The 23,461-nt window shown below is 67.8% G+C and carries 21 protein-coding genes; 8 read left to right on the forward strand and 13 right to left on the reverse strand.

Going from position 1 to position 23,461, the window contains the following annotated elements:
• A complete protein-coding gene (locus EV192_RS11185) occupies positions 1-1,164 on the reverse strand; it encodes a cytochrome P450 (RefSeq protein WP_165960336.1) in 1,164 nt (387 codons plus the stop codon).
• A 104-nt stretch (positions 1,165-1,268) separates the two neighbouring features.
• On the opposite strand from EV192_RS11185, the gene EV192_RS11190 reads away from it, so the two are divergent.
• The gene (locus EV192_RS11190; protein ID WP_132114085.1) at positions 1,269-1,841 is read left to right on the forward strand and encodes a TetR/AcrR family transcriptional regulator; all 573 of its coding nucleotides are present in this window, start codon (positions 1,269-1,271) and stop codon (positions 1,839-1,841) included.
• Positions 1,825-3,195 carry a nitrilase-related carbon-nitrogen hydrolase gene (locus EV192_RS11195; protein WP_132114087.1) on the forward strand — a complete coding sequence of 457 codons (1,371 nt, stop codon included), beginning with the start codon at positions 1,825-1,827 and terminating at the stop codon, positions 3,193-3,195. Before EV192_RS11190 ends, EV192_RS11195 begins: the two co-directional genes overlap by 17 nt.
• On the opposite strand, the gene EV192_RS11200 is transcribed toward EV192_RS11195, so the two are convergent.
• From EV192_RS11200 to EV192_RS11220, 5 genes are all read right to left on the reverse strand, one after another.
• Entirely contained in the window at positions 3,100-4,275 is a 1,176-nt protein-coding gene (locus EV192_RS11200; RefSeq protein ID WP_132114089.1) for an RNA polymerase sigma factor, read from the reverse strand. The genes EV192_RS11195 and EV192_RS11200 overlap by 96 nt on opposite strands.
• Entirely contained in the window at positions 4,272-4,628 is a 357-nt protein-coding gene (locus tag EV192_RS11205) for a YciI family protein (RefSeq protein WP_132114091.1), read from the reverse strand. Before EV192_RS11205 ends, EV192_RS11200 begins: the two co-directional genes overlap by 4 nt.
• Before the next feature lie 9 nt (positions 4,629-4,637).
• A complete protein-coding gene (locus EV192_RS11210; RefSeq protein ID WP_132114093.1) occupies positions 4,638-5,189 on the reverse strand; it encodes an eCIS core domain-containing protein in 552 nt (183 codons plus the stop codon).
• 111 nt (positions 5,190-5,300) lie between these two features.
• A complete protein-coding gene (locus EV192_RS11215) occupies positions 5,301-7,589 on the reverse strand; it encodes a M4 family metallopeptidase (RefSeq protein ID WP_132114095.1) in 2,289 nt (762 codons plus the stop codon).
• 654 nt (positions 7,590-8,243) lie between these two features.
• On the reverse strand, positions 8,244-10,505 hold the full coding sequence (locus tag EV192_RS11220) for an ATP-binding cassette domain-containing protein (RefSeq protein ID WP_132114097.1): 2,262 nt from the start codon (positions 10,503-10,505) through the stop codon (positions 8,244-8,246).
• Positions 10,506-10,579: 74 nt separating this feature from the next.
• Here EV192_RS11220 and EV192_RS11225 point away from each other — a divergent pair, with 74 nt between their 5' ends.
• The 3 genes from EV192_RS11225 (at position 10,580) to EV192_RS11235 (ending at position 16,317) form a co-directional block, all read left to right on the forward strand.
• On the forward strand, positions 10,580-11,371 hold the full coding sequence (locus tag EV192_RS11225; RefSeq protein WP_132114099.1) for a TetR/AcrR family transcriptional regulator: 792 nt from the start codon (positions 10,580-10,582) through the stop codon (positions 11,369-11,371).
• A gap of 86 nt (positions 11,372-11,457) precedes the next feature.
• A complete protein-coding gene (locus EV192_RS11230) occupies positions 11,458-14,190 on the forward strand; it encodes a discoidin domain-containing protein (protein ID WP_132114101.1) in 2,733 nt (910 codons plus the stop codon).
• A 33-nt stretch (positions 14,191-14,223) separates the two neighbouring features.
• On the forward strand, positions 14,224-16,317 hold the full coding sequence (locus EV192_RS11235) for a phosphocholine-specific phospholipase C (RefSeq protein ID WP_132114103.1): 2,094 nt from the start codon (positions 14,224-14,226) through the stop codon (positions 16,315-16,317).
• A 57-nt stretch (positions 16,318-16,374) separates the two neighbouring features.
• Here the strand turns inward: EV192_RS11235 and EV192_RS11240 are convergent, their stop codons facing one another.
• Positions 16,375-17,406, reverse strand: a complete 1,032-nt coding sequence (locus EV192_RS11240; protein ID WP_165960337.1) for an NlpC/P60 family protein — start codon at positions 17,404-17,406, stop codon at positions 16,375-16,377.
• 266 nt (positions 17,407-17,672) lie between these two features.
• On the opposite strand from EV192_RS11240, the gene EV192_RS11245 reads away from it, so the two are divergent.
• A complete protein-coding gene (locus EV192_RS11245; protein WP_207925983.1) occupies positions 17,673-18,020 on the forward strand; it encodes a hypothetical protein in 348 nt (115 codons plus the stop codon).
• Here the strand turns inward: EV192_RS11245 and EV192_RS11250 are convergent.
• Positions 18,008-18,271 carry a hypothetical protein gene (locus EV192_RS11250; protein ID WP_132114109.1) on the reverse strand — a complete coding sequence of 88 codons (264 nt, stop codon included), beginning with the start codon at positions 18,269-18,271 and terminating at the stop codon, positions 18,008-18,010. The genes EV192_RS11245 and EV192_RS11250 overlap by 13 nt on opposite strands.
• Positions 18,258-18,800, reverse strand: a complete 543-nt coding sequence (locus EV192_RS11255) for a dihydrofolate reductase family protein (RefSeq protein ID WP_132114111.1) — start codon at positions 18,798-18,800, stop codon at positions 18,258-18,260. The genes EV192_RS11250 and EV192_RS11255 overlap by 14 nt, the downstream gene beginning before the upstream one ends.
• Positions 18,801-18,940: 140 nt before the next feature.
• Here EV192_RS11255 and EV192_RS11260 point away from each other — a divergent pair, with 140 nt between their 5' ends.
• Positions 18,941-19,300 (forward strand): hypothetical protein, encoded by a 360-nt coding sequence (locus tag EV192_RS11260; RefSeq protein WP_132114113.1) that lies wholly within the window; start codon positions 18,941-18,943, stop codon positions 19,298-19,300.
• Here the strand turns inward: EV192_RS11260 and EV192_RS11265 are convergent.
• On the reverse strand, positions 19,278-20,093 hold the full coding sequence (locus EV192_RS11265; RefSeq protein WP_132114115.1) for a thioesterase family protein: 816 nt from the start codon (positions 20,091-20,093) through the stop codon (positions 19,278-19,280). The genes EV192_RS11260 and EV192_RS11265 overlap by 23 nt on opposite strands.
• A gap of 61 nt (positions 20,094-20,154) precedes the next feature.
• Here EV192_RS11265 and hypF point away from each other — a divergent pair, with 61 nt between their 5' ends.
• Positions 20,155-22,347, forward strand: a complete 2,193-nt coding sequence (gene hypF, locus EV192_RS11270) for a carbamoyltransferase HypF (RefSeq protein WP_132114117.1) — start codon at positions 20,155-20,157, stop codon at positions 22,345-22,347.
• Positions 22,348-22,460: 113 nt separating this feature from the next.
• On the opposite strand, the gene EV192_RS11275 is transcribed toward hypF, so the two are convergent.
• Genes EV192_RS11275 through EV192_RS11280 form a run of 3 tightly spaced genes read right to left on the reverse strand, consistent with a single transcriptional unit; the run spans position 22,461 to position 23,460 of the window.
• Entirely contained in the window at positions 22,461-22,727 is a 267-nt protein-coding gene (locus tag EV192_RS11275) for a hypothetical protein (protein ID WP_132114119.1), read from the reverse strand.
• A gap of 1 nt (position 22,728) precedes the next feature.
• A complete protein-coding gene (locus EV192_RS57330; RefSeq protein ID WP_424923349.1) occupies positions 22,729-22,833 on the reverse strand; it encodes a DUF6893 family small protein in 105 nt (34 codons plus the stop codon).
• Positions 22,834-22,836: 3 nt separating this feature from the next.
• Complete coding sequence (locus tag EV192_RS11280) at positions 22,837-23,460, reverse strand: DUF6084 family protein (protein ID WP_132114121.1); 624 nt, start codon at positions 23,458-23,460, stop codon at positions 22,837-22,839.
• Between the last annotated feature and the right edge of the window lies 1 nt (position 23,461).

A 23,461-nucleotide genomic window follows, 5' to 3' on the forward strand; every position in this document is an offset into this window, starting at 1 on the left:
CTAAAGGAGCACGGGCAGGGTATCGGTGCCGTGCTGGACGAAACCCCGTGCGCCGTAACGGAATGCGGGCGGCTGTTCGGGATCGAGGCGGATGTCCGGGAACCGGTCGAGCATCGCGTCCAGCGCCGCGGCCACCTCGATCCGGGCCAGCGGCGCGCCCACACAGTAGTGCGGGCCCAGGCCGAAGCCCAGGTGGGTGCCGGGCCGGTCCAGGTCGAAGACCTCCGGTTCGGGGTAGACGTCCCGGTCGTAGTGGGCGGCGGCGATGCACAGGTAGACCATGGCGCCCGCGTCGATCCTGTGTCCGGCGATCTCGGTGTCCTGGGTGACCAGGCGGTACAGCCCCGCGGACGGGTTGGCCCACCGGAACGACTCGTCAAGCGCGGCGTCCTTCAGGCTCCGGTCGGCCCGGACCCGGTGCAGCGCCGACGGGTTGAGCAGCAGCGAGGACACGGTCGCGGACAGCATCTGAATGGTGGTCTCCAAGCCGCCCAACAGGAGGCTGACCACCGCGACCGTGCACGCCTCGACGCTGAACCCACCTTCGCTGAGGTGCGCACGGATGATCTCGCCGAGCAGACTGTCCCCCGGATCGGCCCGTTCCGCCTCGATCAACGTGCCGGCGTACCCACTGAGCTCACTGAACGCCGCCTGGCCCGCGGCCGCCACCGCGGCGTCCATCGGCGACCCCAACCAGCTCACGATGGCCCGCACCCACCCCAGCCCCCGATCCCCCAACTCGTCCGGAATCCCCAGCAGGTCAAGAAAAACAGCCATCGGGTACCGCGCGAACGCCGCCTCGACCAACTCCACCCCCGGCCGCCCGACAAAGCTGTCGAACGTCCGCTCCGCGATGGGCTTTATCCGCGCCGCGTACCGCGCGCTCGCCCCGGGACTGAAGAACCGGTTGTGGATCCGCCGTTGCCGCGTGTGCTCGGCCCCGTCCTGCGCGATCATCATCGACTGGACCATCGGGGCGGCCCCGTAGAACCGAGTGCTGAACGTCCCATGATCCCTGAGCCCGGCGGACACATCCCTGTGCCGCAACACAACGAGCGCCCCCATGTGCTCGTCGAACACAGCCGCCCGCGCCCGCCCCATCTCGGCCAACGACAACCCGATAGCCGACGGACTCGCCGAACCCACCGCGAACGCACTCGTCATGGACCGAATATCCGGGACGAACTCCCGCATGTCACGAGCCCTTCGGCCGCCCAAAGGGGCGGCGCCCTGTTTACAGCGTACACAGGCTGGTCTACGCTGTACACATGACGACGACGGTTGAGCGGATTTCCCAGGCGGCGCTCAAGATCCTCCTGGAGGAGGGCGCGCAGGCGGTGACCATGCGGCGGGTGGCCGCGGCCTCCGGGGTCACGGCCATGGCCAGCTACCGGCATTTTCCCAATCGGGAGGCGTTGTTGCGGGCCGTGGTCGACGAGGCCGTCGCCGACGTCACCCAGGAGTGGGGCAAGGACCTCGGTGCGGACTTCGGCGCGCAGGTGGACGCGTTGTTGGAGCAGTTCCTGGATTTCGCGTTGGGAATGTCCAACTTGTACTTGTTCCTCGTGGCCGAGCAGTGGGACGGCGCCAGGCAGTTTCCTGAGGACTTTCGCACAGGTGGGTCGCCGGCGTTCGCGCCGATGTTGGGGGTGGTGGAGGAGGCCATGATCAACGGGGTGCTGAAGGCCGATGATCCGTTGGAGGTCACGTTGGCGGTCACCTCGCCGGTGATGGGTCTGGTCCAGCAGTATCTGGGGCGGCGGATCGCGTTGGCCGAGAAGGACTTCCGCGCGCTGTGCCAACGGACCGTACAGAGGGTCCTCAATGGACTTGCGGCGTAGCGCGGCCGCGGTCGCGGCGTCGGCGATCCTGTTCTACTTCGGCACCGGGTTGAGTCCGGTCGCGCAACTGACCTGGGTCGCGCCGCTGCCGATCTTGCTCCTGGCGCCCAGGGTCCGTACGTCGACCGCGCTCATTGCGGCGTTCGTGGCGCACCTCCTTGGCACCACGAACAGTTGGGCCTTTCAGTTACGGTCGCACGACGTCCCGTTCTGGCCGATGGGCTTGATGATCGACGTCGGCATGTCGTTGGTCTTCACCGCGAGTGTGTGGGCTTTCCGGCGCACGTACAGCAGGCCGTTGCTGGCCGCGTTCACCGCGCCGGCTGTGTGGACGGGCGCGCTCTACGTCGTGTCAGTCTCGAATCCGGCCGGCATGATGGGGACGTTCGCCAACCACCAGGCCGGTTTCCCGCTCGTGATGCAGACGGCGGCACTCACGGGTATGTGGGGTGTCGAGTTCCTCGTCATGTTCGTGCCATGCGCGATCGCCGCCGCCCGGCCGGCGACTCTGCTGGTAGCGACGGGAGTGCTGGGCCTCGTGCTGGTCGGCGGGGCGATCAGGATGGACACGGGACCGACCCGGAAAGTGGCCACGATCGCGACCAACCAACATGTCTGGGCCCCGGACGTGGACTCCCCAGCAGGCAAGGACCTGATCAGCGCGTACGCCGACGAGATCAGCAAACTCCCAGACGACGTCACCATGATCGTGCTGCCGGAACAGACCGTCCGCTCGACGACGACCCCAGCCGTCATCCAGCCGCTGATCAACGCGGCCCACGGCCGAACCGTGGTGGTGGGCGTGGCGTACGACGACGGCAGGAACAAGTTCAACTACGCCGTCACCGCCGACCAGGTCTACCTCAAGCAGCACGACTCGGTCAGTCCGCGAGGCCATGACCTCGTCTTTCCCGATGCACGGACCGGGGTCGTGATCTGCGCGGACGTCAACTTCCCCGCTCCGACCCGCGACTACGCCAACGCGGGCACCGAGATCCTCGCGATCCCCGCGTCCGATGAGGACACCAACGGGTGGCAGCACAGCCGTACCGCGCTCATCCGGGGTGTCGAGAACGGGCAGGCGGTCGTGTGGTCCGACCGGACAGGCGAGTCGATGATCTCCGACGGCTGGGGGCGGGTCGTCGCGAGCGCGCACACCGGCGGAAACGGTCCGTTCACGACTCTCGTCGCGGACGTGCCGATCGGCCCGGGAGCCACGGCGTACACGAGTCTGGGCGACTGGTTCGCGTGGCTGTGCCTAGCTTTGGCGGTCGCCGGGCTGGTCGTCAAGCCGCGCCGCGCGCCCCTGGAGATACCGCCGCTCCGGCAGGCTGAGAGTGCGGCTCGCGGCTAGCGAGTACTCCACGCGGGCGGCTTCGTTGTCCCCCGCTGCCTCAAGGAGATGCGCGCGGACGGCAGGCAGACGGTGATGCTCGGCGAGCGCCGGGTCGGCCGACTCAAGGGCCTGGAGAGCCGCGCGTGGCCCGTGCACTTCGGCGAACGCGACGATCCGGTTCAGCGTGACCATCGGTCCGGGCGCGACCTGGGTCAGAATGTCGTACAGGGCAAGGATCTGCGGCCAGTCCGTGGCCTTGGTGTCGGCGGCTTCGGCGTGCACGGCGGCGATCGCCGCCTGCAGTTGGTACGGGCCGACCGGCGAGGACGACAACGAGGAGGTGACGAGCGCGATCCCCTCGGCGATCGCGTCCGCGTCCCACCCCGATCTGTCCTGTTCGGACAGTGGCACCAGTGAACCGTCCGACGTGGTCCGGGCCGGCCGGCGCGCGTCGGTCAGCAGCATCAACGCGAGCAGCCCGGTGGCCTCGCCCGTCCGGGGCAGCTGCCGGGCGAGGCGGATCGCCTCGGTGCTCAACTCGACGCGGTGCAAGGAATCCCCGGAGCTGGCCGTGTAACCCTCGTTGAAGATCAGGTACAGCACATGCAGGACGGACCCGATGTCCGACGTCCGCTCGAACGGCACGCCTTTGATCTTCTGCTTGGCCCGGCTGATCCGTTGCGCGATCGTCGCCTCGGGCACGAGGAACGCCCGCGCGATCTCCGCGGTGGTCAGCCCGCCGACCGCGCGCAGGGTCAACGCGATCTGCGAGGCCGGCGTCAGCGAAGGGTGGCAGCACAGTTGGAACAGGGTGAGCGTGTCGTCCACACCGGCCACATCAGTGGGTGTGTCGAGGAACGCGGCGTTCTCCTCGCGGCGTTGCCGGGCGGAGTCGCTGCGCCACATCTCGATCCGGCGCCGGGACGCGACCGTGATCAGCCAGCTCTTCGGATTGTCCGGCACGCCTTCGGCCGGCCACTGCCGGACGGCCGCCAGCAGGGCCTCCTGGACCGCGTCCTCACACGTGTCGAACCCGCCGTAGCGGCGGACCAGCGCGCCAAGCACCTGCGGCGCCAGCTCACGCAGCAGTGTGTTCACCCCATGTCCAACACCGGCCGCACTTCGACCAGGCCGAACACCGCCTCCGGGATCTTGCCGGCGTGTTCCAGCGCGCGGTCCATGCTCTCGCAGTCGACCACGTAGAACCCGGCCAGATGCTCCTTGACCTCGGCGAACGGCCCGTCCGTCGGCACGGCGTCGGAACTCGCGGGTACCCGCCTGGTCTGCGACACGTCGGCGAGGGCCTCGGAGAGGACCAGCTCCCCGGACGCCGCCAAGCTCTCGCGGACATCGATGTGGCCCTGCCAGCCGACGAGCCGCTGCTCGTCGGTCATGCTCTCCCAGATCTGCCTGGTCGCGGCATTGCCGTAGACAAGGATCACGTACTTCACGTGATCACGCTACAAGGCTGAACCGGGATTCCGGGCGACCTCGCTGGCCTCACGTTCGTCGTGGTCGTGCGGGTCGCTCACGACCAACCCGGGCGACCACTCCTTGCCCTCGACCGCGCCGGACGACTGTTGCACGGTGTGGTGCAGCTCGTGCCTGAGCGTGGCCTGCCCGGCGGGCGACCCTGGGTCATAGGCGCCGGAGCCGAAGAAGACGTCCTGCCCGGTGGTGAACGCGCGGGCGTTGAGCTCCGACGCGAGGCTCGCGGCCTCGGCGTCGCGGTGCACGACGACGTTGCCGAAGCTCTGCCCCATGTCGGACTCCACGGAGGAGCGCACGTCCGACGGCAGCGAGCCGCCTTTGCCGAGCCGGCTTTGGATCCGTACCGCGAGGTCGTCACCGCCGGGCTCGGCGGCCGGGGCCGAGTCCTCCAGCAGGCGGACCATCATCTGGTTGCCGCCCTGGAACGCGGCGTTCTCCAACGACGTGTCGGCCTGCCGGACCGGCGCCGGCGCTGTGTCGGCGTCGTGTTCCGCACGGCGAGAAGGCTCACGGAAGCTCACCCCATGAGTATTCGGCAGGTCGGGCCGTGATCACCATCGCCGGACCGGAAAGCCGCCCCAACGGGCAGAGGGGGAGGCCGATGGCCTCCCCCTCTGTCACTTACGCGCGGATCAGCTGGCGGTCAGCGCGGTGTCGTCGATGACGAAGGACGTCTGGAGCGACGCGTCCTCGACGGCGTTCCACTTGATGGTGACGGTCTGGCCGGCGAACGAGGAGACGTCGAACGTCTTCTGCACGTAGCCGTTGGCCGCGTTCAAGTTGGAGAAGGTACCCAGGGTCGTGCTGCCGGCGGTGACCGTCAGCTTGTCGAACTGGGTCGTGGTGGTGGTCTCATCGGTGTCGATGTGCAGGAAGAAGGTCAGCGACGCCTTGCAGTTGGCCGGGATGGCCACCGACTGCGACAGCGAGTCGGTGTGGGTCGTCCCGTAACCGTCCAGCCAGGCGTTCTGCGTGCCGCCGTGGGTGGGCTGCTGGCTGCCGTTGGCGCCGATCACGGCAGGAGTAGCGGTCCATCCGGTGGCACCCGACTCGAAGCCCGGGTTGGTGAACTTCTGGCCGGGGCTGGTGCACTGGCTGATCTGGGTGACCGCCCACGTGAACGAGGCTGAACCGGTCTTCTTCGGGTTCGAGCTGTCGCTCACCGTGACGGTCACGTTGGAGTTGCCAATGGTGTTCGGGGTGCCCGAGATCAGGCCGGACGGGCTGATCGACAGGCCGGCGGGCAGGCCGGACCCGGTCCAGGTGTACGGCGTGGTGCCACCGGTGGCGGTCAGCTGGAGGTTGACCGGGGTGTTGATGACGGTGGACTGGTTGCCCGGGTTGTTCACGACCGGGTTGCCACCGGTCGGGTTGCAGGTCGGGTCGCCGGGCTGGGCCGGCACGCTCACCGCGTCCCACGCGGCCTTGACCGTGTTGAACGAGGTGCAGTCGCCCGGGGTGAAGTTCTTGGCGGCCGTCAGCGTCCAGGTCCGGTACAGCAGGTAGGAGCTGGCGCTGGTCTTCAGCTGCATGGCGGCGTAGAAGATCTTCATCGCGTTCTGCAGGCCGAGGCCGGTGACGGTGCTGCCGTTGCACGTGGTGCTGGTCGGCTGGCCGTCGGTCGGGTTGGTGCCCTCGGCGACGAGGTAGAACCAGTGGTTGCCCGGGCCGGCCGCGGCGTGCACCTCGGTGCTCGGGATCTGGTTGTCGTAGCAGTTCTTGTGGCCCAGGGCGGACGGGTTGAACATGTTGCGGATCGGGCCCTGGCCGACCAGGTTGATCGTCTCGCCGACGAGGTAGTCGGGGGTGTCGAACCCGGACGGCTCGTTGGCGAAACCTTCGGTGGCCGCGCCGAACACGTCCGCGACGAACTCCTGGGTGCCGTTGCCGGAGATACCACCCGGGGTGTGGTCGTCGATGCCGTGGCCGTGCTCGTGGCCGACGACGTCAAGCGAGCTGATCCACTGGTTCTGCTGGTTGTGGCCGATCTGGACCTGGGTGCCGTCGTAGAAGGCGTTCAGGTCGTTCAGGCCGACCCGGATCGGCCAGCCGCCGCCGTTGCCGTCGAAGCTGTTGCGGTTCAGCCACTGCGCCAGCATCTTGTTCTCGACCTGGATGTCGAAGAACGCGTCGGCACAACCGGTTTCCTTGCTGGTGGCGTTGCCGTTGCCGAACGAGTCGGTGCTCTTGGAGAACGTGGTGTTGTTCGCCGCGTCCTGGCACTGCTCGGTGGGGTGCGCCGGGTCGCGCAGCGAGAAGGTGCTGCCCGACTGGGTGGTGTCGAGGTGCACCGGCTTCGGGCCGTTCCAGGCCGTGTTGCCGTCACCGTGCATCACGTGTTCCTGGGTCTTGACGACCTGGCCGGTGTTGGCGTCGACGTACACGCTCAGCTTGCTCGGGCCGTCCGAGTCGCGGCCGGTGGTCCCGACCTCGTAGGCCAGGCGCGGGGTGCCCAGCGCGTACGTGAGCAGCTCGGCGCCGCCGACGCTGTCCACCTTGCTGGTCTTGCCGGCCTCGGTACGCGCGATGGCCTGCGCCTGTTGCGCGGTCAGTTTCGGCGTGGTGCTGGCCAGGCTGATGGTCTGTTCCTGCGCGACCGAGGTGGCGACCACCTGGCCGCTCAGGTTGGTGGCGACGACGAAGTCGCCGCCGTAGACGCGCATGCCCTTGTAGGTGCGGTCGTAGGGGACGTACTTCATGTTCCCCGTCGAAATCACCGGGTGCTGGACGAACTGGTCGTCATTGCTGGCGTGCAGAGCGGCTTTGTCGGTCGCGACGACAGCGGCCGCGGCATTCACGGCCAGGGCGTCCGCGGTCAGCGGAGCGGGGCTTGTCATCGGGGCGGCCGTGGCGGTGCCGGCGATGGCACCGACCACGAGCGAGAAGGCCGCCGTTAAGACGGCAGCAGGTCTTACCTTCATGGATCATCTCCTGTTGCAGGGTGGTGCGGACTCCTAGCCCTCGAAAGGAGGCCGCACTCAGGGGAGGTGAAAGCACGAACGGGATCAGCTTCGTCGCCGGGTCCGAACCAGACAAGTGAACTGGCGCATAAACGTATAACCATATGTCAATCACTTACGATCCGGACATATCCGGCACAAAAAGCGACAACCGCCGACAAAACAATGGTGTTCACTGTCCGAAAACCGAACACTGCAACAAACGGGTCACTACTTCCGACGGGTGCCGGTCGAGTTTCGTCTTTGTTCCCCGCGGCCGATACGGTCAGTATCGGCTGAATCAATTCAACGGCCATTCGGGTAACCATCCGTCTCCCGGTGTCACACATCGGGCCCGGTAGACGATATGCAGTTCGCCCGCGGCCGGACGGAACACTTGAGACAGTCGCTTTCTTGAATCATTCCGGAAACGCTAAATGGTAAAGACCACCGCTGACCGGATCATCCATGCCGGGCGACCCAACTGGACTGGCCGACACCCGTCGCCGCCACGCCAGGTCGTGGCACATTTTTCGGCAACAAACGACGGCCGGGTGCCGCCGGACGGACCGATCCTGGGGGATTCTTGAAACGGTCAGTTGTCTTAGCCGGCGCTTGTCGTCGCGGCCGGCACCCTCACCCCACGTACTCCCGCAAATGCCGCGCGGTCAACGTCTTCCCCTCCGCCACCAGGTCGGCCGGAGTGCCCTCGAACACGATCCGGCCACCGTCGTGGCCGGCGCCCGGCCCCAGGTCGATGATCCAGTCCGCGTGCGCCATCACGGCCTGGTGGTGTTCGATCACGATCACCGTGTTGCCCGCGTCGACCAGCCGGTCGAGCAGGGCGAGCAACTGGTCGACGTCGGCCAGGTGCAGGCCGGTGGTCGGCTCGTCCAGAACGTACGTCGTGGCCTTGTCCGCCATGTAGATCGCCAGCTTGAGCCGCTGCCGCTCACCGCCGGACAGGGTGGTCAGCGGCTGGCCGAGGCCCAGGTAGCCGAGGCCGACGTCGGACAGCCGGTCCAGGACGGCCTTGGCCGGGCCGGTCGGGAAGAAGTCCCGCGCCTCGGCCACCGACATCGCCAGGACTTCACTGATGTCCTTGTCGCGCAGCTTGTACGTCAACACCTTCGGGGTGAACCTCTTGCCCTCGCACTCCTCACACACGGTCGCCACCCCGGCCATCATCGCCAGGTCGGTGTACACCTGGCCGATGCCCTTGCAGTTCGGGCACGCGCCCTCGGAGTTCGCGCTGAACAGGGCCGGCTTCACCCCGTTGGCCTTGGCGAACGCGGTCCGGATCGGGTCGAGCAGGCCGGTGTACGTTGCCGGGTTGCTCCGTCGCGACCCCCGGATCGGCGACTGGTCGGCCACGCTCACACCGTCTCTTGTGGACACCGAGCCGTGGATGAGCGAGCTCTTGCCCGACCCGGCCACCCCGGTGACCACGGTCAACACCCCCAGCGGGATGTCGACGTCGACGTCCCGCAGGTTGTGCAGGGACGCGCCGGTGACCGACAGGTGTCCGGTGGCCGACCGGACAGCGGGCTTCAGCGTGGCGCGGTGGCCCAGATACCGGCCGGTCAACGTGTCCGAGGCGCGCAGCCCGGACAGTGGACCGGAGTAACAGATCCGACCGCCGGCCACACCCGCGCCCGGCCCCAGATCCACCACGTGGTCGGCGATCTCGATGGTTTCCGGCTTGTGCTCCACCACGAGCACGGTGTTCCCCTTGTCCCGCAACCGGACCAGCAGGTCGTTCATGCGCTGGATGTCGTGCGGGTGCAGGCCGATGGTCGGCTCGTCGAACACGTACGTCACGTCGGTGAGCGGCGACCCCAGGTGCCGCACCATCTTCACCCGCTGCGCCTCGCCGCCGGACAACGTGGCCGACTCCCGGTCCAGGCTCAGATACCCGAGGCCGATCTCCACCAACGAGTCCAGGGTCTCCCGCAGGGTGGTCAGCAGCGGCGCCACGGACGGGTCGGTCATTTCATGAATCACCGCGGCCAGCTCGTTGATCTGCATGGCCGAGCACTCCGCGATGTTGCGGCCGTCGATCCGGGACGCCAGGGCGGCCTGGTTGAGCCGCGCCCCGCCGCACTCCGGGCACTGGGCGAACGTCACCGCCCGGTCGACGAAGTCCCGGATCGCCCCCTTCAACGACTCGCGGTCCTTGGCCAGGTAGATCCGCTGGACCTTGGGCACCAGCCCCTCGTAGCTCAGGGTGGACTTGCCGACCTTGACCTTGGTCGGCGCCTTGTACATCAGGTCGTCCCACTGCCGCGGGGTGTAGTCCGCCAGCTTCATGTCCGGGTCGACGAACCCCGAGTGGATGTAGGTCTGCATGTACCAGGCGTCGACGTTGAAGCCCGGCACGGTCACCGCGCCCTCGTTCAGCGACTTCGCCACGTCGACCAGCTGGCTCACGTCGAACGTGTTGGTCCGACCCAGTCCCTCGCACTTCGGGCACATGCCGTCGGGCTGGTTGAAGCTGAACGCGGTGGACGTGCCGGCGTGCGGCTGCCCCAGCCGGCTGAACACGATCCGCAGCATCGTGTACGCGTCGGTCGCGGTGCCGACGGTCGACCGGGAGTTCGCGCCCATCCGCTCCTGGTCGACGATGATCGCCGCGCTCAGGTTGTGCAGCGCGTCCACGTCCGGCCGGGCCAGGTTCGGCATGAACGACTGCAGGAACGCGCTGTACGTCTCGTTGATCAGGCGCTGCGACTCGGCCGCGATCGTGCCGAACACCAGCGACGACTTGCCGGAGCCGGACACCCCGGTGAACACCGTCAGCCTGCGCTTGGGGACGTCGACCGAGACGCCGGTCAGGTTGTTCTCCCGCGCGCCGCGGACCTGAATCACGCCGTGACTGTCCGCGATATGATCCCCCATACCAGCCTTCCTAATACTTTATGGTGTATAGAGTTGGCTAGCACAAGGTACGTGAAACGCCAGGAGGCGGCAAGGTGGTCGTGTTCGCCGGCCAGGGCGACGCCCGTCGGTCGATGGCGCTGCTGTGGCGCAAGCAGTTGCCCCCGGACGCCCGGCCGGGCCCAAAACCAGGGCTGGACCTGCGGACCATCGTCGCCACGGCGATCGAGATCGCGGACGCGGACGGGATGTCCGCGCTGTCCATGCGCGCGGTCGGCGAACGTCTCGGCCGGACCGCGATGGCGATTTACACGTACGTGCCGAGCAAAAGCGAACTGGTCGACCTGATGTACGACTCGGCGCTGGCCGAAAAACCCACCGAATACCCACTCGAGGGCGGCTGGCGGCCGGCGCTGACCCAATGGTGTCGCGACTCCTGGGATTTCTACGCGCGGCACCCGTGGATACTTCAGGTGTCGCAGGCGCGGCCGGTGCTCGGCCCGAACGAGCACGTGAGCCTGGAGACCCTGATGCGAATCCTGGTCACCACGGGCCTGCCCGCGGTTGAGGTCCGCCGGCTCGGCGAAATGCTCCTGCATCACCTCCGCGGCATCGCGCAAGCGTTTGCGGAGACCAGGCAGGCGGCCAAGGCGACCGGCATGTCCGACGACGAGTGGTGGTACGCGCGTTCGTCGCAGCTCGACGAGCTCGCCCCGGACTTCGCCGAGCGCTTCCCGACGCTCACCCGGCTGGAAGCGGAGGGCGCGTACCGCGCGGCCGACGAAACCAAGCCCTACCTGGAACAACTCGCCCTTGAAACGTTCGAGACGGGCCTGCGGGTGGTGCTGGACGGGATCGAGAAAGCCGCCGAACAACCCTCCTTCTGACCCTAGCTTTGCGCACAACTGTCCGTAAGATGCGTAAACTGTGCAGCTTTGATCAGCACCCTGCACCTCAACGCTGAGGAGACGGCATGCGCCGAGCACGGTCGTTGGCACTACTCACAGCTTTGGTGTTCGCCCTGCTCCCTGTCCTGCCGGCGGGCGCGGCCACCATCGGCAACCTCACCGGGTTCACCGGATCCGGCGCCGCGTACACGGTCACCGCGGGCCAGGCCAAGGTTCGGGTGACCTTCGCCAGGGCGGACATCTTCCGGCTGTGGCTGGCCCCGACCGGCTCGTTCACCGACCCGGCCGCCGGCAAGCTGACCCCGAAGACCGACTTCGGGCCGGTCACCACGACGTCGACCGACGCGGGCACGTACTACAAGATCGCCACGAACGCGCTGACCCTGCGCGTGTACAAGACACCGCTGCGGTTCGAGCTGTACCGCGCGGACAACGCGACCGTGGTCTGGAAAGAGGCCAGCGGCTTGAGCTGGACCGGCTCGCAGGCGACGCAGCAGCTCACGCGCGGCACGGATGAGCAGTTCTACGGCACCGGCCTACGCCTGGGCGAGTGGGCGTTGCGGGACAAGAGCGTGCCGATCGCGATCGACAACAAGTGGCAGGAGAACACCAACGCCAGCCCGGCGCCGTTCTACCTGTCCACCGCCGGGTACGGCGTCATGCGCAACACGTGGGCGACCGGCCAGTACGACTTCATGTCCACTGTGTCCACCCGGCACAACGAGAACCGGTTCGACGCCTACTACTTCGTCGGCAACTCGCTCAAGGACGTGCTCGGCGGCTACACCGACGTGTCCGGAAAGCCGTTCCTGGCCCCGATCTGGGGACTGGAACTGGGCAACGCGGACTGCTTCAACGCGTCCAACCCGGACTACACCGGCGACCATAACCGGCAACGCCACCAGACCACGCCGGACGTGGCCGGCTACGCGACCGACGCCCGTGCCGCGGACATGCCGTCCGGTTGGTTCCTCCCCAACGACGGATACGGTTGCGGATACACGGACTTGCCAAACGTCGTGTCCAACCTGAAGGACCGCGGCTTCCACACCGGCCTCTGGACGCAGAAGTCGCTGTCCAACATCGCGTGGGAAGTGGGCACCGCGGGCACCCGGGCGGTGAAGACCGACGTGGCCTGGGTCGGCGGCGGCTACCAGACCGCGTTCGACGGCGTCCAGTCGGCGGTGAACGGCATCGAGGGCAACTCCGACGCACGGCGGTTCGTGTGGACGGTCGACGGCTGGTCCGGCACCCAACGAAACGCGGTCGTGTGGACCGGTGACACGCACGGCACGTGGGACGACATGCGGTGGACGGTGCCGGCGATCGCGGGCGCCGGGTTCTCCGGCCTGAACTACGCGTCCGGCGACGTGGACGGGATCTACGCGGGGTCGCCCCAGACCTATGTCCGTGACCTGCAATGGAAGTCGTTCACGCCGTCGTTCATGACCATGTCCGGCTGGGGCGCGACCAACCCACAGGCCGGCTACAACGACAAGCAGCCATGGCGGTTCGCCGAGCCGTATCTGTCTGTTAACCGCAAGTACCTCAAGCTGAAGATGCGGCTGACACCTTACTTCTACACGCTGGCCCGGAACGCGACGGACACCGGTGTGCCGACCGTGCGCGCCATGGCCTTGGAGTTCCAGAATGACGCGACCGCCCGCGGCAACGACACGTCCGGCCAGTTCATGGCGGGCGACTCGTTCTTGGTGGCGCCGGTCGTGTCGGACACGACCACCCGGGACCGGATCTACCTGCCCGCCGGCACCTGGACGGACTACTGGACGGGCCAGGTCCACCGCGGCCCCGGCTGGCTGGACGGCTACCACGCGCCGCTGGACACGTTGCCGCTCTTCGTCCGCGGCGGCTCGATCATCCCGATGTGGCCGCAGATGAACTACAGCGGCGAGAAGCCGGCCACCCCGATCACGTACGACATCTACCCGTCCGGCAACTCGACGTACTCGTTGTACGAGGACGACGGCCTCACCCGTGCGTACCAGAACGGCGCGTCCGCCCGGCAGAAGGTCGACGTCACCGCCCCTGCCAGCGGTGCCTCGGGCGACGTCCGGGTGAGCGTCGGCGCGCTGACCGGTTCCTACAACGGCGAACTCACCAGCCGCGGCTACGAGTTCTCCTTGCACACCAGCGCCCCGAACGCGGTCACCCTGGACGGCACGGCGTTGACACAGTACTCAAGCCAATCCGCCTTTGACGCCGCCACTTCCGGCTGGTTCTTCGACGGGAACACGCTGCACGCCAAGACAGGGACGAAGTCGACCGGCTTCACGTTGGTGGCCAGCGGTGTCAGTGTGCCGAACGGGTCGCCGGTGACCGGATCGCCGACCATCCCGAAGACCGGCTGGACAGTGTCCGCAGTGGACAGTCAGGAGACGTCGTCGGAGAACGGCGCCGCGGCCAACGCGATCGACGGCGACCCGGCGACCCTGTGGCACACCCAGTGGTCCGGCACCCCGGCGCCACTCCCCCACCAGATCACGATCGACACGCACGGCACGTACCCGGTCAACGGGCTCTCCTACCTGCCCAGGCAGGACGGCGGCACCAACGGCCGGATCGGCAGGTACGAGGTGTACGTCTCGGCGGACAACGTGAACTGGGGCCCGGCCGTGGCCACCGGCGAATGGGCCGACACAGTCACCGAGAAACGCGTGTCCTTCCCTGCCAAGACCGGTAGATACCTTCGGCTGCGAGCCTTGTCCGAAGCAGGCGACAGCGGCCCATGGACCTCGGCGGCTGAGATCGGCGCGACCCAGACCACGGGAGGAAGTTGACCATGCGAGGGTTCGCACAGGCGGGGGCTGACTATGCGGCGTCGTGATCTCCTCCGCGCGACCGCGGTGACGGCGGGTCTCGGGCTGCTGCCGGTCAACCTTCGGCAGGCGCTCGCGATGGCGGCGCCCGCCGGCGGGTTGGACGCGGTCGAGCACGTGGTGGTCCTGATGCAGGAGAACCGTTCCTTCGACCACTACTACGGCTCGCTGCGCGGTGTCCGTGGGTTCAACGACCCGACCGCGATCACCTTGCCCACCGGCAAGTCCGTGTTCTACCAACCGAACGGGACGAGCTATGTGCTGCCGTACCCGGTGAACGACCAGTTCATGGACGGCACCCCGCACGACTGGGGGAGCAGCCACGACGCGTGGGCGTCCGGTGCGATGAACAAGTGGTTCGATGCCAAGGGTGTGCGGACCATGACGCACATGCGACGGGACGCGCTGCCGTTCTACTACGCGCTCGCGGACGCGTTCACGTTGTGCGACGCGTACCACTGTTCGGAGCTCGGGCCGACGAACCCGAACCGGTACTACATGTTCACCGGGAAGATCGGGTACGAACCGGGCAGCACGACCGAGCGGGCGATCGGCAACAAGGGCTGGGACGACGCGAACCACCCCGGGTACACGTGGCCGACCTACGCCGAACGCCTCCAGTCCGCGGGTGTCGACTGGCGTGTCTACCAGGAGTGGGACAACTACGGCGACAACGCGTTGGAGTACTTCGTCCCGTACATGAACGCGGCCCGCAAGGCGCTCGCCAGCACAGGGCACGTCAAGACCCGTACGTTCTACGAGAAGCTACTGGCCGCCAGTCCGTCCACACAGGACAAGATGCTGGCCCAGCTCGCCCAGGGCGTCGCCACACTGTCGGCCAGTGAGCGCAGCCTGTACGACCGGGCCTTGCGCCGGGAACGTCCTGGCACTCTGGCCGAGGTGTTCAGGCGGGACGTGCTGGCCGACCGGCTGCCGGCGGTGACCTGGCTGGTCGCTGCCTACGAGGAGTGTGAGCACCCGTCCGCCGGGCCGAACAGCGGTGCCCAGCTGGTCAGCCGGATCCTGGACGGGCTGGCGGCCAACCCGGACGTCTGGAACAAGTCCGTGTTCCTGTTGAACTACGACGAGAACGACGGGTTCTTCGACCACATCCCGCCGCCCGCGCCGCCGGTGAACGCCGACCAGGGACAGTCCACAGTGGCCATCACGGACGAGATCTACCAGAACGTGCCGATCGGCCTCGGCACCCGGGTGCCGATGATGGTCGTGTCGCCGTGGAGCCGCGGCGGCAACGTCTGCTCCGAGGTGTTCGACCACACGTCGGTGATCCGCTTCCTGGAGCGGTGGACCGGGGTCAGGGAGCCGAACATCTCACCGTGGCGCCGGGCCGTCTGCGGCGACCTGACATCCACATTGGACTTCACCGGCGCGGGGACGTATCCGCCACTCCCCGCGCCGGTGGCCACCACCGGACCGCGCCCGACCCGTCCGGCGCCGCCCAGCAGCCAGACCTTCCCCGTGCAGGAGACCGGCACCCGACCGTCCCGGCCACTGCCGTACGTGCTGGCCGCGTCCGGCCGGGTCGCGCCGGACCGGTTCTGGATCGACTTCGCCAACACCGGCACCGCGGGCGCGCATTTCTACGTGTACGCGGGCACAGCCGTCCGCACGGACGGGCCGTGGCGGTACACGGTCGAAGCGGGCAAGAACGTGTCGGACTACTGGGCGGTCGGGACCCCGGCCGGCGCGTACGACCTGACCGTCCTCGGGCCCAACGGGTTCGTCCGGAAGTTCACCGGAAACCGGACCATTCCGGCCGGGAACGCGAACCCCGAGGTCACGCTGCGGTACGCGCCGACCGAGGACCGCGTCTACTTCAAGATCACCAACAGCGGCGGGCAGCCCGTCACGATCTCGGTCAAGCCGAACAACCGGTCCGGCGGGCCGTGGAGCTACCCCGTCGCGGCCGGCGCGTCCACCGAGGACTACGTCAGCACCTCGGGCACCGAGGGCTGGTACGACCTCACGGCGAGCACGACCGGCTTCAGCCGCCGCTTCGCCGGCCACATGGAGAACGGAAAGCAACGCGCCAGCGACCCGCGCATGGGCGCTGGCCCATCCCGGTAAGAAAACGGAGATCCCCTCGGGAGAACCTGCACTCCCGAGGGGATCTCCCAGTACGACCTAGCCGACGATCCGCTTGGCCCCGAAGAAGTCCTTGCCGCCCTTCTCGATCGGCGCGGACAGCACCGGAATGCCGTAGTCGGACGCGTGCACGATCATGTTGTTGCCGATGTACATCGCGACGTGGTGGATGGACGACGCGCTCCGGCCGTAGAACAGCAGGTCACCCGGTTGCAGGTCGGCTTTGGACACCGGCTTGCCGATCGTGAACTGCTCGCGGCTGGTGCGCGGGATCTTGACGCCGGCCTGCGCGTACGCCCACATCGTCAAGCCGGAACAGTCGAACACCGGCGGCCTGGACCCACCCAGCGAGTACGTGTCGCCACGCCGGCCCAGCGCCATCGTGACCGCCTTGCCGGCCGCCCCCGAGCCGGGCATGTAGATCGTGGTGTCCTCGGTGCCCTTCAGCAACGCGAGGTCGGCCGGGCTCAACTTCCCCAGCTGGGACTTCAGCTGCTGGATCTGGGCGTCCAGATCCTTGCGCTTGGCCGCGATGTCCTGGGCGAGCTGCTGGGCGGCGTCGCGGGCCTCGGTGGCCCGGCGGCCGGCGTCGGTCGCGTCCCGTTCCGCCTTGACGGCCGTGTCCACCGCGCCGGCCATCTCCTTCAACGCCTTGTTGTTGTCCGTGGACAGCACGTCCAGCGCGGTCGACCTGGCCAGGAAGTCCTCGGCCGAGGTGCCGGTCAGCAACGCGGACAGCTTGTCGAACCGGGCCCCGTGGAACGCCGCCTGGCTCAGCCGGTCGACCTGGTCGCGGAACTGGTCCTCGGTGGTCTGGGCGTCCGCTTTGGCCTTGTTCGCCGCGGCCAGGTCGGCGTTGGCCTTGTCGATGTCCGCCTGGCGGGCCGCCTTGTCCTCATTGGCCTTGAGGAAGTCGTCGTTGAGCTGCGCGGCCTGTGCGTTCAGGGCGCGGAACTGGGTCAACGCGTCCGACTCGGCGGGTTGGGCGACGGAAACCGGGGCCACACCGACGAACGCGACGGCGATCGCGGCGGCGAAAACCAGTGTCCGCCTGACTCGTTGCGACTTCACGTCGCGTACGTCTCCTTCTCTCATGCCGCCCCCGAACGGCGCCTGTGCTGAAGATCTCGGCAAGATTACGAGACGACACCGAGCGCGTCCAGCTTGGCATACAACAGAAATTTCCGAGCGCGCGCCATTAAACCAAACCCGCTTTCGACACGTACTACTACGTCCGCGCACGCTCTCGGAAGGACGCCAGGAAATATCGTGTGACCTGCGTCATGGGGTCTCGGCACGGCCGTCTCCCCGGCGTGACCATTCGCGAGCTTCCATTGGTGCGGGTGCGGGTCCTGTCCTCGGCGGTCCGGGACGCCGGCAAACCCCGCGTCCACGGGTACGTCTGGGCGAGCCGGCCGGACGCGCTGCGGGCGCGCCAGGACCTGCTCACCTGCTGGACGTACGAGCAGGGCTGGCTGCTGAGCAAGATCTTCACCGACGAGCGGCCCGGGTTCGGGCCGGGCATGTCCGCCCTGCTCAGAGCCATCCAAACCACGGACACGCACGCCGTGGTGATGTTCTCCGACGAAGGCGCCGCACGGGCGCTCGCCCGCCGGATCGACCGGTCCGGCACACCGTGCCTGATGCTGCCGTCCGATCTCGACTGTTTCCACTATTTCCACTGATAGGCGAAGTACGTGCCGAGAACGGCGATGGCCGCCGGCCCCAACTCCGGGTGCCGGCGGCGCATCTCGTCCCTGGCCATGGCGACCGCGCTGGCCAGGTCGTGGACGGTCCAGTCCACCGGTAGCGCGGTCACCTCGTCGGCGAGCGCGGTGACCTCCACCAGCGCGTCACCAGCGGCGACCGGGTCCCGCCGCCACCCACCGGGCAGGTAGGCGACGACGGCCGCGGTCAGCCTGTCATCCGTCGGCACGGTGGTAGGTGTTCAGCACGATGCCCGACGAGAACGTCTCGGACTTGACCAGCTTCAGTGTCTTGCGGGGAGTGCTGCCGAACGCGCGCAGCTTGCCGTCGCCCAGCACGATCGGGTGAACCATCAGCCGGTACTCGTCGATCAGGTCGTGCCCGGCCAGCAGGTCCAAGATCTGGCAGCTGCCGGCCAGCAGCAGGTCGCCGCCGGGCTGTTCCTTGAGCTTCGCGACCGCCTCGGGCACGTCCCCCTCGATCAGGGTCGCGTTCCAGGTCAGCTCGCTCAGCGTCCGCGAGGCGACATACTTGGGCATGCCGTTCATCTTCTCGCCGAACTCGCCGGTGTCGGTCATGGTCGGCCAGGCCTTGGCGAAGCCCTCATACGTCTTGCGGCCGAGCAGCAGGGCGTCCGCGGCCCGCAGTTCGGTGAACTTGAACTCGCCGGCCTCGGGCGAGAAGAACGGGATGGACCAGTGGCCCGGCTCGTCCATGAAACCGTCAAGGGACACGTACTCGGTGGCGACGAGCTTCATCTCTGGTTCCTCCTGGGTCGTCAGTCGCGATCTTCACTGACGCGTCGACCTACGGCGATTCGGATCGACAATTCCCGATGTGACCTAGATCACACGAGTATTGGATAGAATGGCAGGACCCGAAACAGAAGGGGCTCCTCATGCCGGAACCCATCCTGGTCTCGATCGCGGCAGCGCTGGCCACCAAGGGCGTGCAGTCCCTCTACGACCTGGTCCGACGGAAGTTCGCGGACCGCAGGGAGGCCAACGCTGCCCTGGCGGCCGCGCAGGGCGCGGCTCCGGACTCGGCCGAAGTGATCGACCTCGCCGACCACCTGGCGAGCGCCTCGGCCGAGGACCCGACGTTCGCCGAGGCGCTGCACCGGGAATGGCAGTCCCTGTCCGTGCAGCATGTCGAGAACGGCTCGGTGGCCAACGAGGTCACCGTCACCGGCAACGTGGGCAACGTCATCCAGGCGACGAATATTCAGGGAGGACTCACCCTCCACCAGCACTACTAGGCACGCGGACACCCGCGAACTGGATCGCCTGGGCCACCAGCCGGCCTTTGCTGTCCCACGCCATCGCGGTCTCGTCGAGCCGGTTGCCGGTGAGGTCGTTGGCGTGCATGTGCACCTTCACCGGGCCGGGCGCGGGCAGCCGGCGGATGTACGCGGTCATCTGCAGCGTCGGCACCCAGCCGGCCAGGCCGAGGTCGAACGTGACCGGCGGCACCGGGTCCAGCGCCACGAGCAGGCTCACCGGATCCCAGTCGCTGCCGTCGGCGAGCCGGTGGTAGCCGGCGGTCACCCCCCGGTTCGTCGGCCGGCCCACGGCGAAGCCGGCCGACGCGGGCTCCATCCGGGTCTCCTCGACCTCCATCAGGGGGATCCGGAACCCGCCCCCGGGGACCTCGGCCGGCACCCGGACGCACTCGTGCTCGTCCGGCAGGGTGATCGGCTCCACGCTGGTCCACCACGGGTCGTCCGCGGTGAGCACGCCCTGGGTGACCAGGGCGGCCACTCGGACCTTGCCGTCCTGGACGAGATCGGCGCGCAACTGGGTCTGGCTGCCGCCGACGTTGAGCACCTCGACCCGGACCGTCGCCGGGCCACCCACCGGCGCGGCCGGGAAGGACCCGCTGATCGCGGTGAGATGCGGATGCTGGGCGACCTCGCCGGCCGCGCGGGCGACGACCGCGAGGAGGTAGCCGCCGTGCAACTTGTCCGCGACGGCCCACTGGGCGTCCAGAGTCACGCCGAACTCGCCCGGCCCGGTCGGGGTCACGGCCGTTGCTTCGCTGAAGATCCCCATGCGACCAGGCTGACAGCCGGAACTAGCCAGTGTCAAGTTGACTCCGCTGGACACTGGACGGATGGACGGGCGCATCCGGCGCGACGTGCGAGTGGAGGGTGTGGTCCAAGGGGTCGGGTTCCGCCCCTTCGTGCACTCCCTCGCCACCCGGCTCGGCCTGACCGGCCGGGTGGGCAACGACGTCAACGGCGTCTTCGTCGAGATCGAGGGGCCGGCGGCGTCGGTGACGTCGTTTCTGACCGCGCTGGAGCGGGACGCCCCACCCTTGGCCTCGATCTCCCAGGTCACCGTGACAGCCGGCGAGCCGCGCGGCGCCGACGAGTTCGCCATCGTCGCCAGCTCGGGCGGCGGCCCGCGCCGGACACTTGTGTCCGCGGACACCGCCACGTGCGCGGACTGCCTGCGGGAGATGGGCACGCCCACTGACCGGCGGTTCATGTACCCGTTCATCAACTGCACGAACTGCGGTCCGCGCTTCACGATCGTGCGGGACGTGCCCTACGACCGTCCCTTCACGACAATGTCCGGGTTCGAGATGTGCTCCTTGTGTTCCGCGGAGTACCACGACCCCACGGACCGTCGTTTCCACGCGCAGCCAACGTGCTGCCCCACCTGCGGGCCTCAGTTGAGGCTGTTGTCGGCGGCCGGCTCGCCACTGGCCGGCGATCCGATCGGTGAAACCGCGGCACTGCTGCACGCGGGCCGGATCGTGGCCATCAAAGGCCTCGGTGGATACCACTTGGCGAGTATCCCTTCGGAGGCTTCGGTGCTTCGGCAACGGAAACATCGGGAGGACAAGCCGTTCGCCCTGATGGTGTCCGATGTGGATGTCGCGGATCGACTGTGCGTTGTGGACTCGACCGGTCGCGAACTGCTGACTTCACGTGTCCGGCCGATCGTGCTGTTGCCGTCACGTGGCGTGGTCGCTCCCGGGGTCGCCCCGGGGAACAGGCAGCTCGGCCTGATGCTGCCGTACACACCGTTGCACCACCTCCTGCTCGACGCCGTCGGCGGGCCGATCGTGCTCACCAGCGGGAACGTGTCGGACGAGCCGATCGCTTTCGTGGACACGGAGGCGTTCACCAGGCTGCACGGTATCGCCGACGCCTTCCTGACCCATGACCGAGCGATCCACATGCGCACGGACGACTCCGTGGTACGCCCCGGAACGGTCCTGCGGCGGTCGCGCGGTTACGTGCCGGAACCCATCGCGTTGTCCTGGAACATCCCCCGCCCGGTGTTGGCATGCGGAGCCGAGCTGAAGAACACCTTCTGCCTGGCCCGCGACCGGCACGCGTTCGTGTCGCACCACATCGGAGACCTGGAGAACTACGAGACACTGCGCTCCTTCGTGGACGGTATCGAGCACTTCTCCCGCCTGTTCGACATCACGCCGGAAGTCGTCGCGCACGACCTACACCCGGAGTACCTGTCCACCAAGCACGCCATCGAACTGTCCGATGTAGACATTGTCGGAGTACAGCACCACCACGCCCACATAGCGTCCTGCCTCGCGGACAACAACGACCCAGGGCCGGTCATCGGTGTCGCCTTCGACGGCACAGGTTACGGCACGGACGGCACGATCTGGGGTGGTGAGTTCCTCCTGGCGGACCTGACCGGCTTCACCAGGGTCGCTCACCTGGCGCCCGTGCCGATGCCCGGCGGGACGGCGGCGATCAGGCAGCCCTGGCGGATGGCAGCGGCCTACCTGGACGCGGCTGGCGAACCCCGCCCGGAGTGGGCCACGATCGTCGCCCTCGCCCACAGTGGACTGAACTCCCCGAAAACCTCCAGCGCCGGCCGTTTGTTCGACGCGGTCGCGGCGCTGCTAGGGATCAGGGACACGGTCAACTACGAAGGCCAGGCAGCGATAGAGCTGGAACAACGCGCCGACCCTGGCGAGCGGGGCAGCTACCCGGCGTCCATCGAGGACGGGGTTGTGTACGGTGTAGACCTGATCCGGGGAGTGACCTCGGACCTCCGAAAAGGACTGTCTCCAGCGACGATAGCCGGCCGGTTCCACAACGGAGTGGCCGACATGATCGTCCGCACCTGCCTGCGGTTGAGCGAGGAACACGGCCTGACCAAGGTCGCCCTCTCCGGCGGGGTGTTCCAAAACCTGCTGCTGCTGAACCGAACCACTGACCAACTGACCGCACACGGGCTCGAAGTCCTGACCCACCACCGAGTTCCCACCAACGACGGCGGAATCAGCCTGGGCCAGGCGGTGATCGCCGCCGCCCAGCGCTAGGCGCGGACCGGGCCGACCAGGCGCTGCTCGGCACTCCCTGGCGGTCCGGGGACTGGTCCGCGAACTGCGGAGCCCCGGCGGCCAGGGGCAACCGCCGGGACCGACCGCGGACACTACGCGGCGGGGCGAACGTTCGTTCCGGTCATCTCGCTGGCCTTGCGGGTGATCATGTCGGTCACTTCACCGATCATCGCGCCGGCGCCGCCGCTCATCACCTGGCGGACCGCGGACCCGGCCATCGAGGCGCCGGTCCTGATCAGTTGGTGGACTTCGGGATTCGTGCTGACCGCGTCCCAGGATTCCTTGAGTTTCGCGATGCCGTCGCGGCCGTACTGGGTTCCGACGAAGAAGCCTACTGCGAAGCCGATCAGGGTCTCCATGTCACATCTCGCGGATCTCTAGGTAGCGCTTGATGTCCGGCAGCGACTGCACGACCGCTGCCACCAGCATCGCCAGGACCACCGCCCGGACCAGTCGGACCAGCATGTCTCACTCCTTCGTCGTCAGCAACGCGTCAAGCGTGCTCTCCCATGTGGGCAGTGCGTTGCGGGTCTTGAACTCACGCAGGGCGTCCAAGGTCTCCCGGTGGATGGGGAGCCAGGCGCTGTTCGGGAAGTGGATGTCCATGGTCTCACGCCACACCTTCAGCGGCAGCGGGTAGGCGCTTTCCTTGCTCCACGGCACTTGTTCCACGCGCATGCTGCCGTCGGTCACCACGAACACCGTGCCGCTGAACAACAACAGCATCGGTATCACGCCGTCTTCCAGACCGTCGAAGTACTTCGTCGTCGCTATCTCCATGTCGTAGGTCACCGGCAGCGGCAGATCCACTTCGGTGCCGCCGGTGAAGCCGGCGACCATCACCGACAAGTTGGCCAGCTGCAACGGTTTCAGCGTGTCGGCCCAGCGGTCCTGGGAGCCGAACAGGTCGTGCAGCCGGTCGGCCTCGGCGGCCGAGTAACGGCGTCGGTTGGGTTCGATCCGGATCTGGCATCGCAGTGCGATGGCGTCCACGCGGCCCACGGACGTGATCCGCAGCCGCAGGGTCATGGTCGGGGCGACGGCGTACCGTTCCGCGCGTGCCCCGACGCAGTCGAAGTCCAGCTCGGCCATG

Origin of the sequence: Actinocrispum wychmicini (assembly GCF_004345645.1) — a bacterium.
GTDB classification, from domain to species: domain Bacteria; phylum Actinomycetota; class Actinomycetes; order Mycobacteriales; family Pseudonocardiaceae; genus Kibdelosporangium; species Kibdelosporangium wychmicini.

Bases quoted from the DNA above. Each gene is read 5' to 3' on its own strand.
- EV192_RS11220 (WP_132114097.1), bottom strand. From the start codon at position 10,505: ATGGGGGATCATATCGCGGACAGTCACGGCGTGATTCAGGTCCGCGGC.
- EV192_RS11230 (WP_132114101.1), top strand. From the start codon at position 11,458: ATGCGCCGAGCACGGTCGTTGGCACTACTCACAGCTTTGGTGTTCGCC.
- EV192_RS11215 (WP_132114095.1), bottom strand. From the start codon at position 7,589: ATGAAGGTAAGACCTGCTGCCGTCTTAACGGCGGCCTTCTCGCTCGTG.
- EV192_RS57330 (WP_424923349.1), bottom strand. From the start codon at position 22,833: ATGCTGGTCCGACTGGTCCGGGCGGTGGTCCTGGCGATGCTGGTGGCA.
- EV192_RS11265 (WP_132114115.1), bottom strand. From the start codon at position 20,093: ATGGGGATCTTCAGCGAAGCAACGGCCGTGACCCCGACCGGGCCGGGC.
- EV192_RS11195 (WP_132114087.1), top strand. From the start codon at position 1,825: ATGGACTTGCGGCGTAGCGCGGCCGCGGTCGCGGCGTCGGCGATCCTG.
- hypF (WP_132114117.1), top strand. From the start codon at position 20,155: ATGGACGGGCGCATCCGGCGCGACGTGCGAGTGGAGGGTGTGGTCCAA.
- EV192_RS11260 (WP_132114113.1), top strand. From the start codon at position 18,941: ATGCCGGAACCCATCCTGGTCTCGATCGCGGCAGCGCTGGCCACCAAG.
- EV192_RS11235 (WP_132114103.1), top strand. From the start codon at position 14,224: ATGCGGCGTCGTGATCTCCTCCGCGCGACCGCGGTGACGGCGGGTCTC.
- EV192_RS11280 (WP_132114121.1), bottom strand. From the start codon at position 23,460: ATGGCCGAGCTGGACTTCGACTGCGTCGGGGCACGCGCGGAACGGTAC.
- EV192_RS11275 (WP_132114119.1), bottom strand. From the start codon at position 22,727: ATGGAGACCCTGATCGGCTTCGCAGTAGGCTTCTTCGTCGGAACCCAG.
- EV192_RS11190 (WP_132114085.1), top strand. From the start codon at position 1,269: ATGACGACGACGGTTGAGCGGATTTCCCAGGCGGCGCTCAAGATCCTC.
- EV192_RS11255 (WP_132114111.1), bottom strand. From the start codon at position 18,800: ATGAAGCTCGTCGCCACCGAGTACGTGTCCCTTGACGGTTTCATGGAC.
- EV192_RS11185 (WP_165960336.1), bottom strand. From the start codon at position 1,164: ATGACGAGTGCGTTCGCGGTGGGTTCGGCGAGTCCGTCGGCTATCGGG.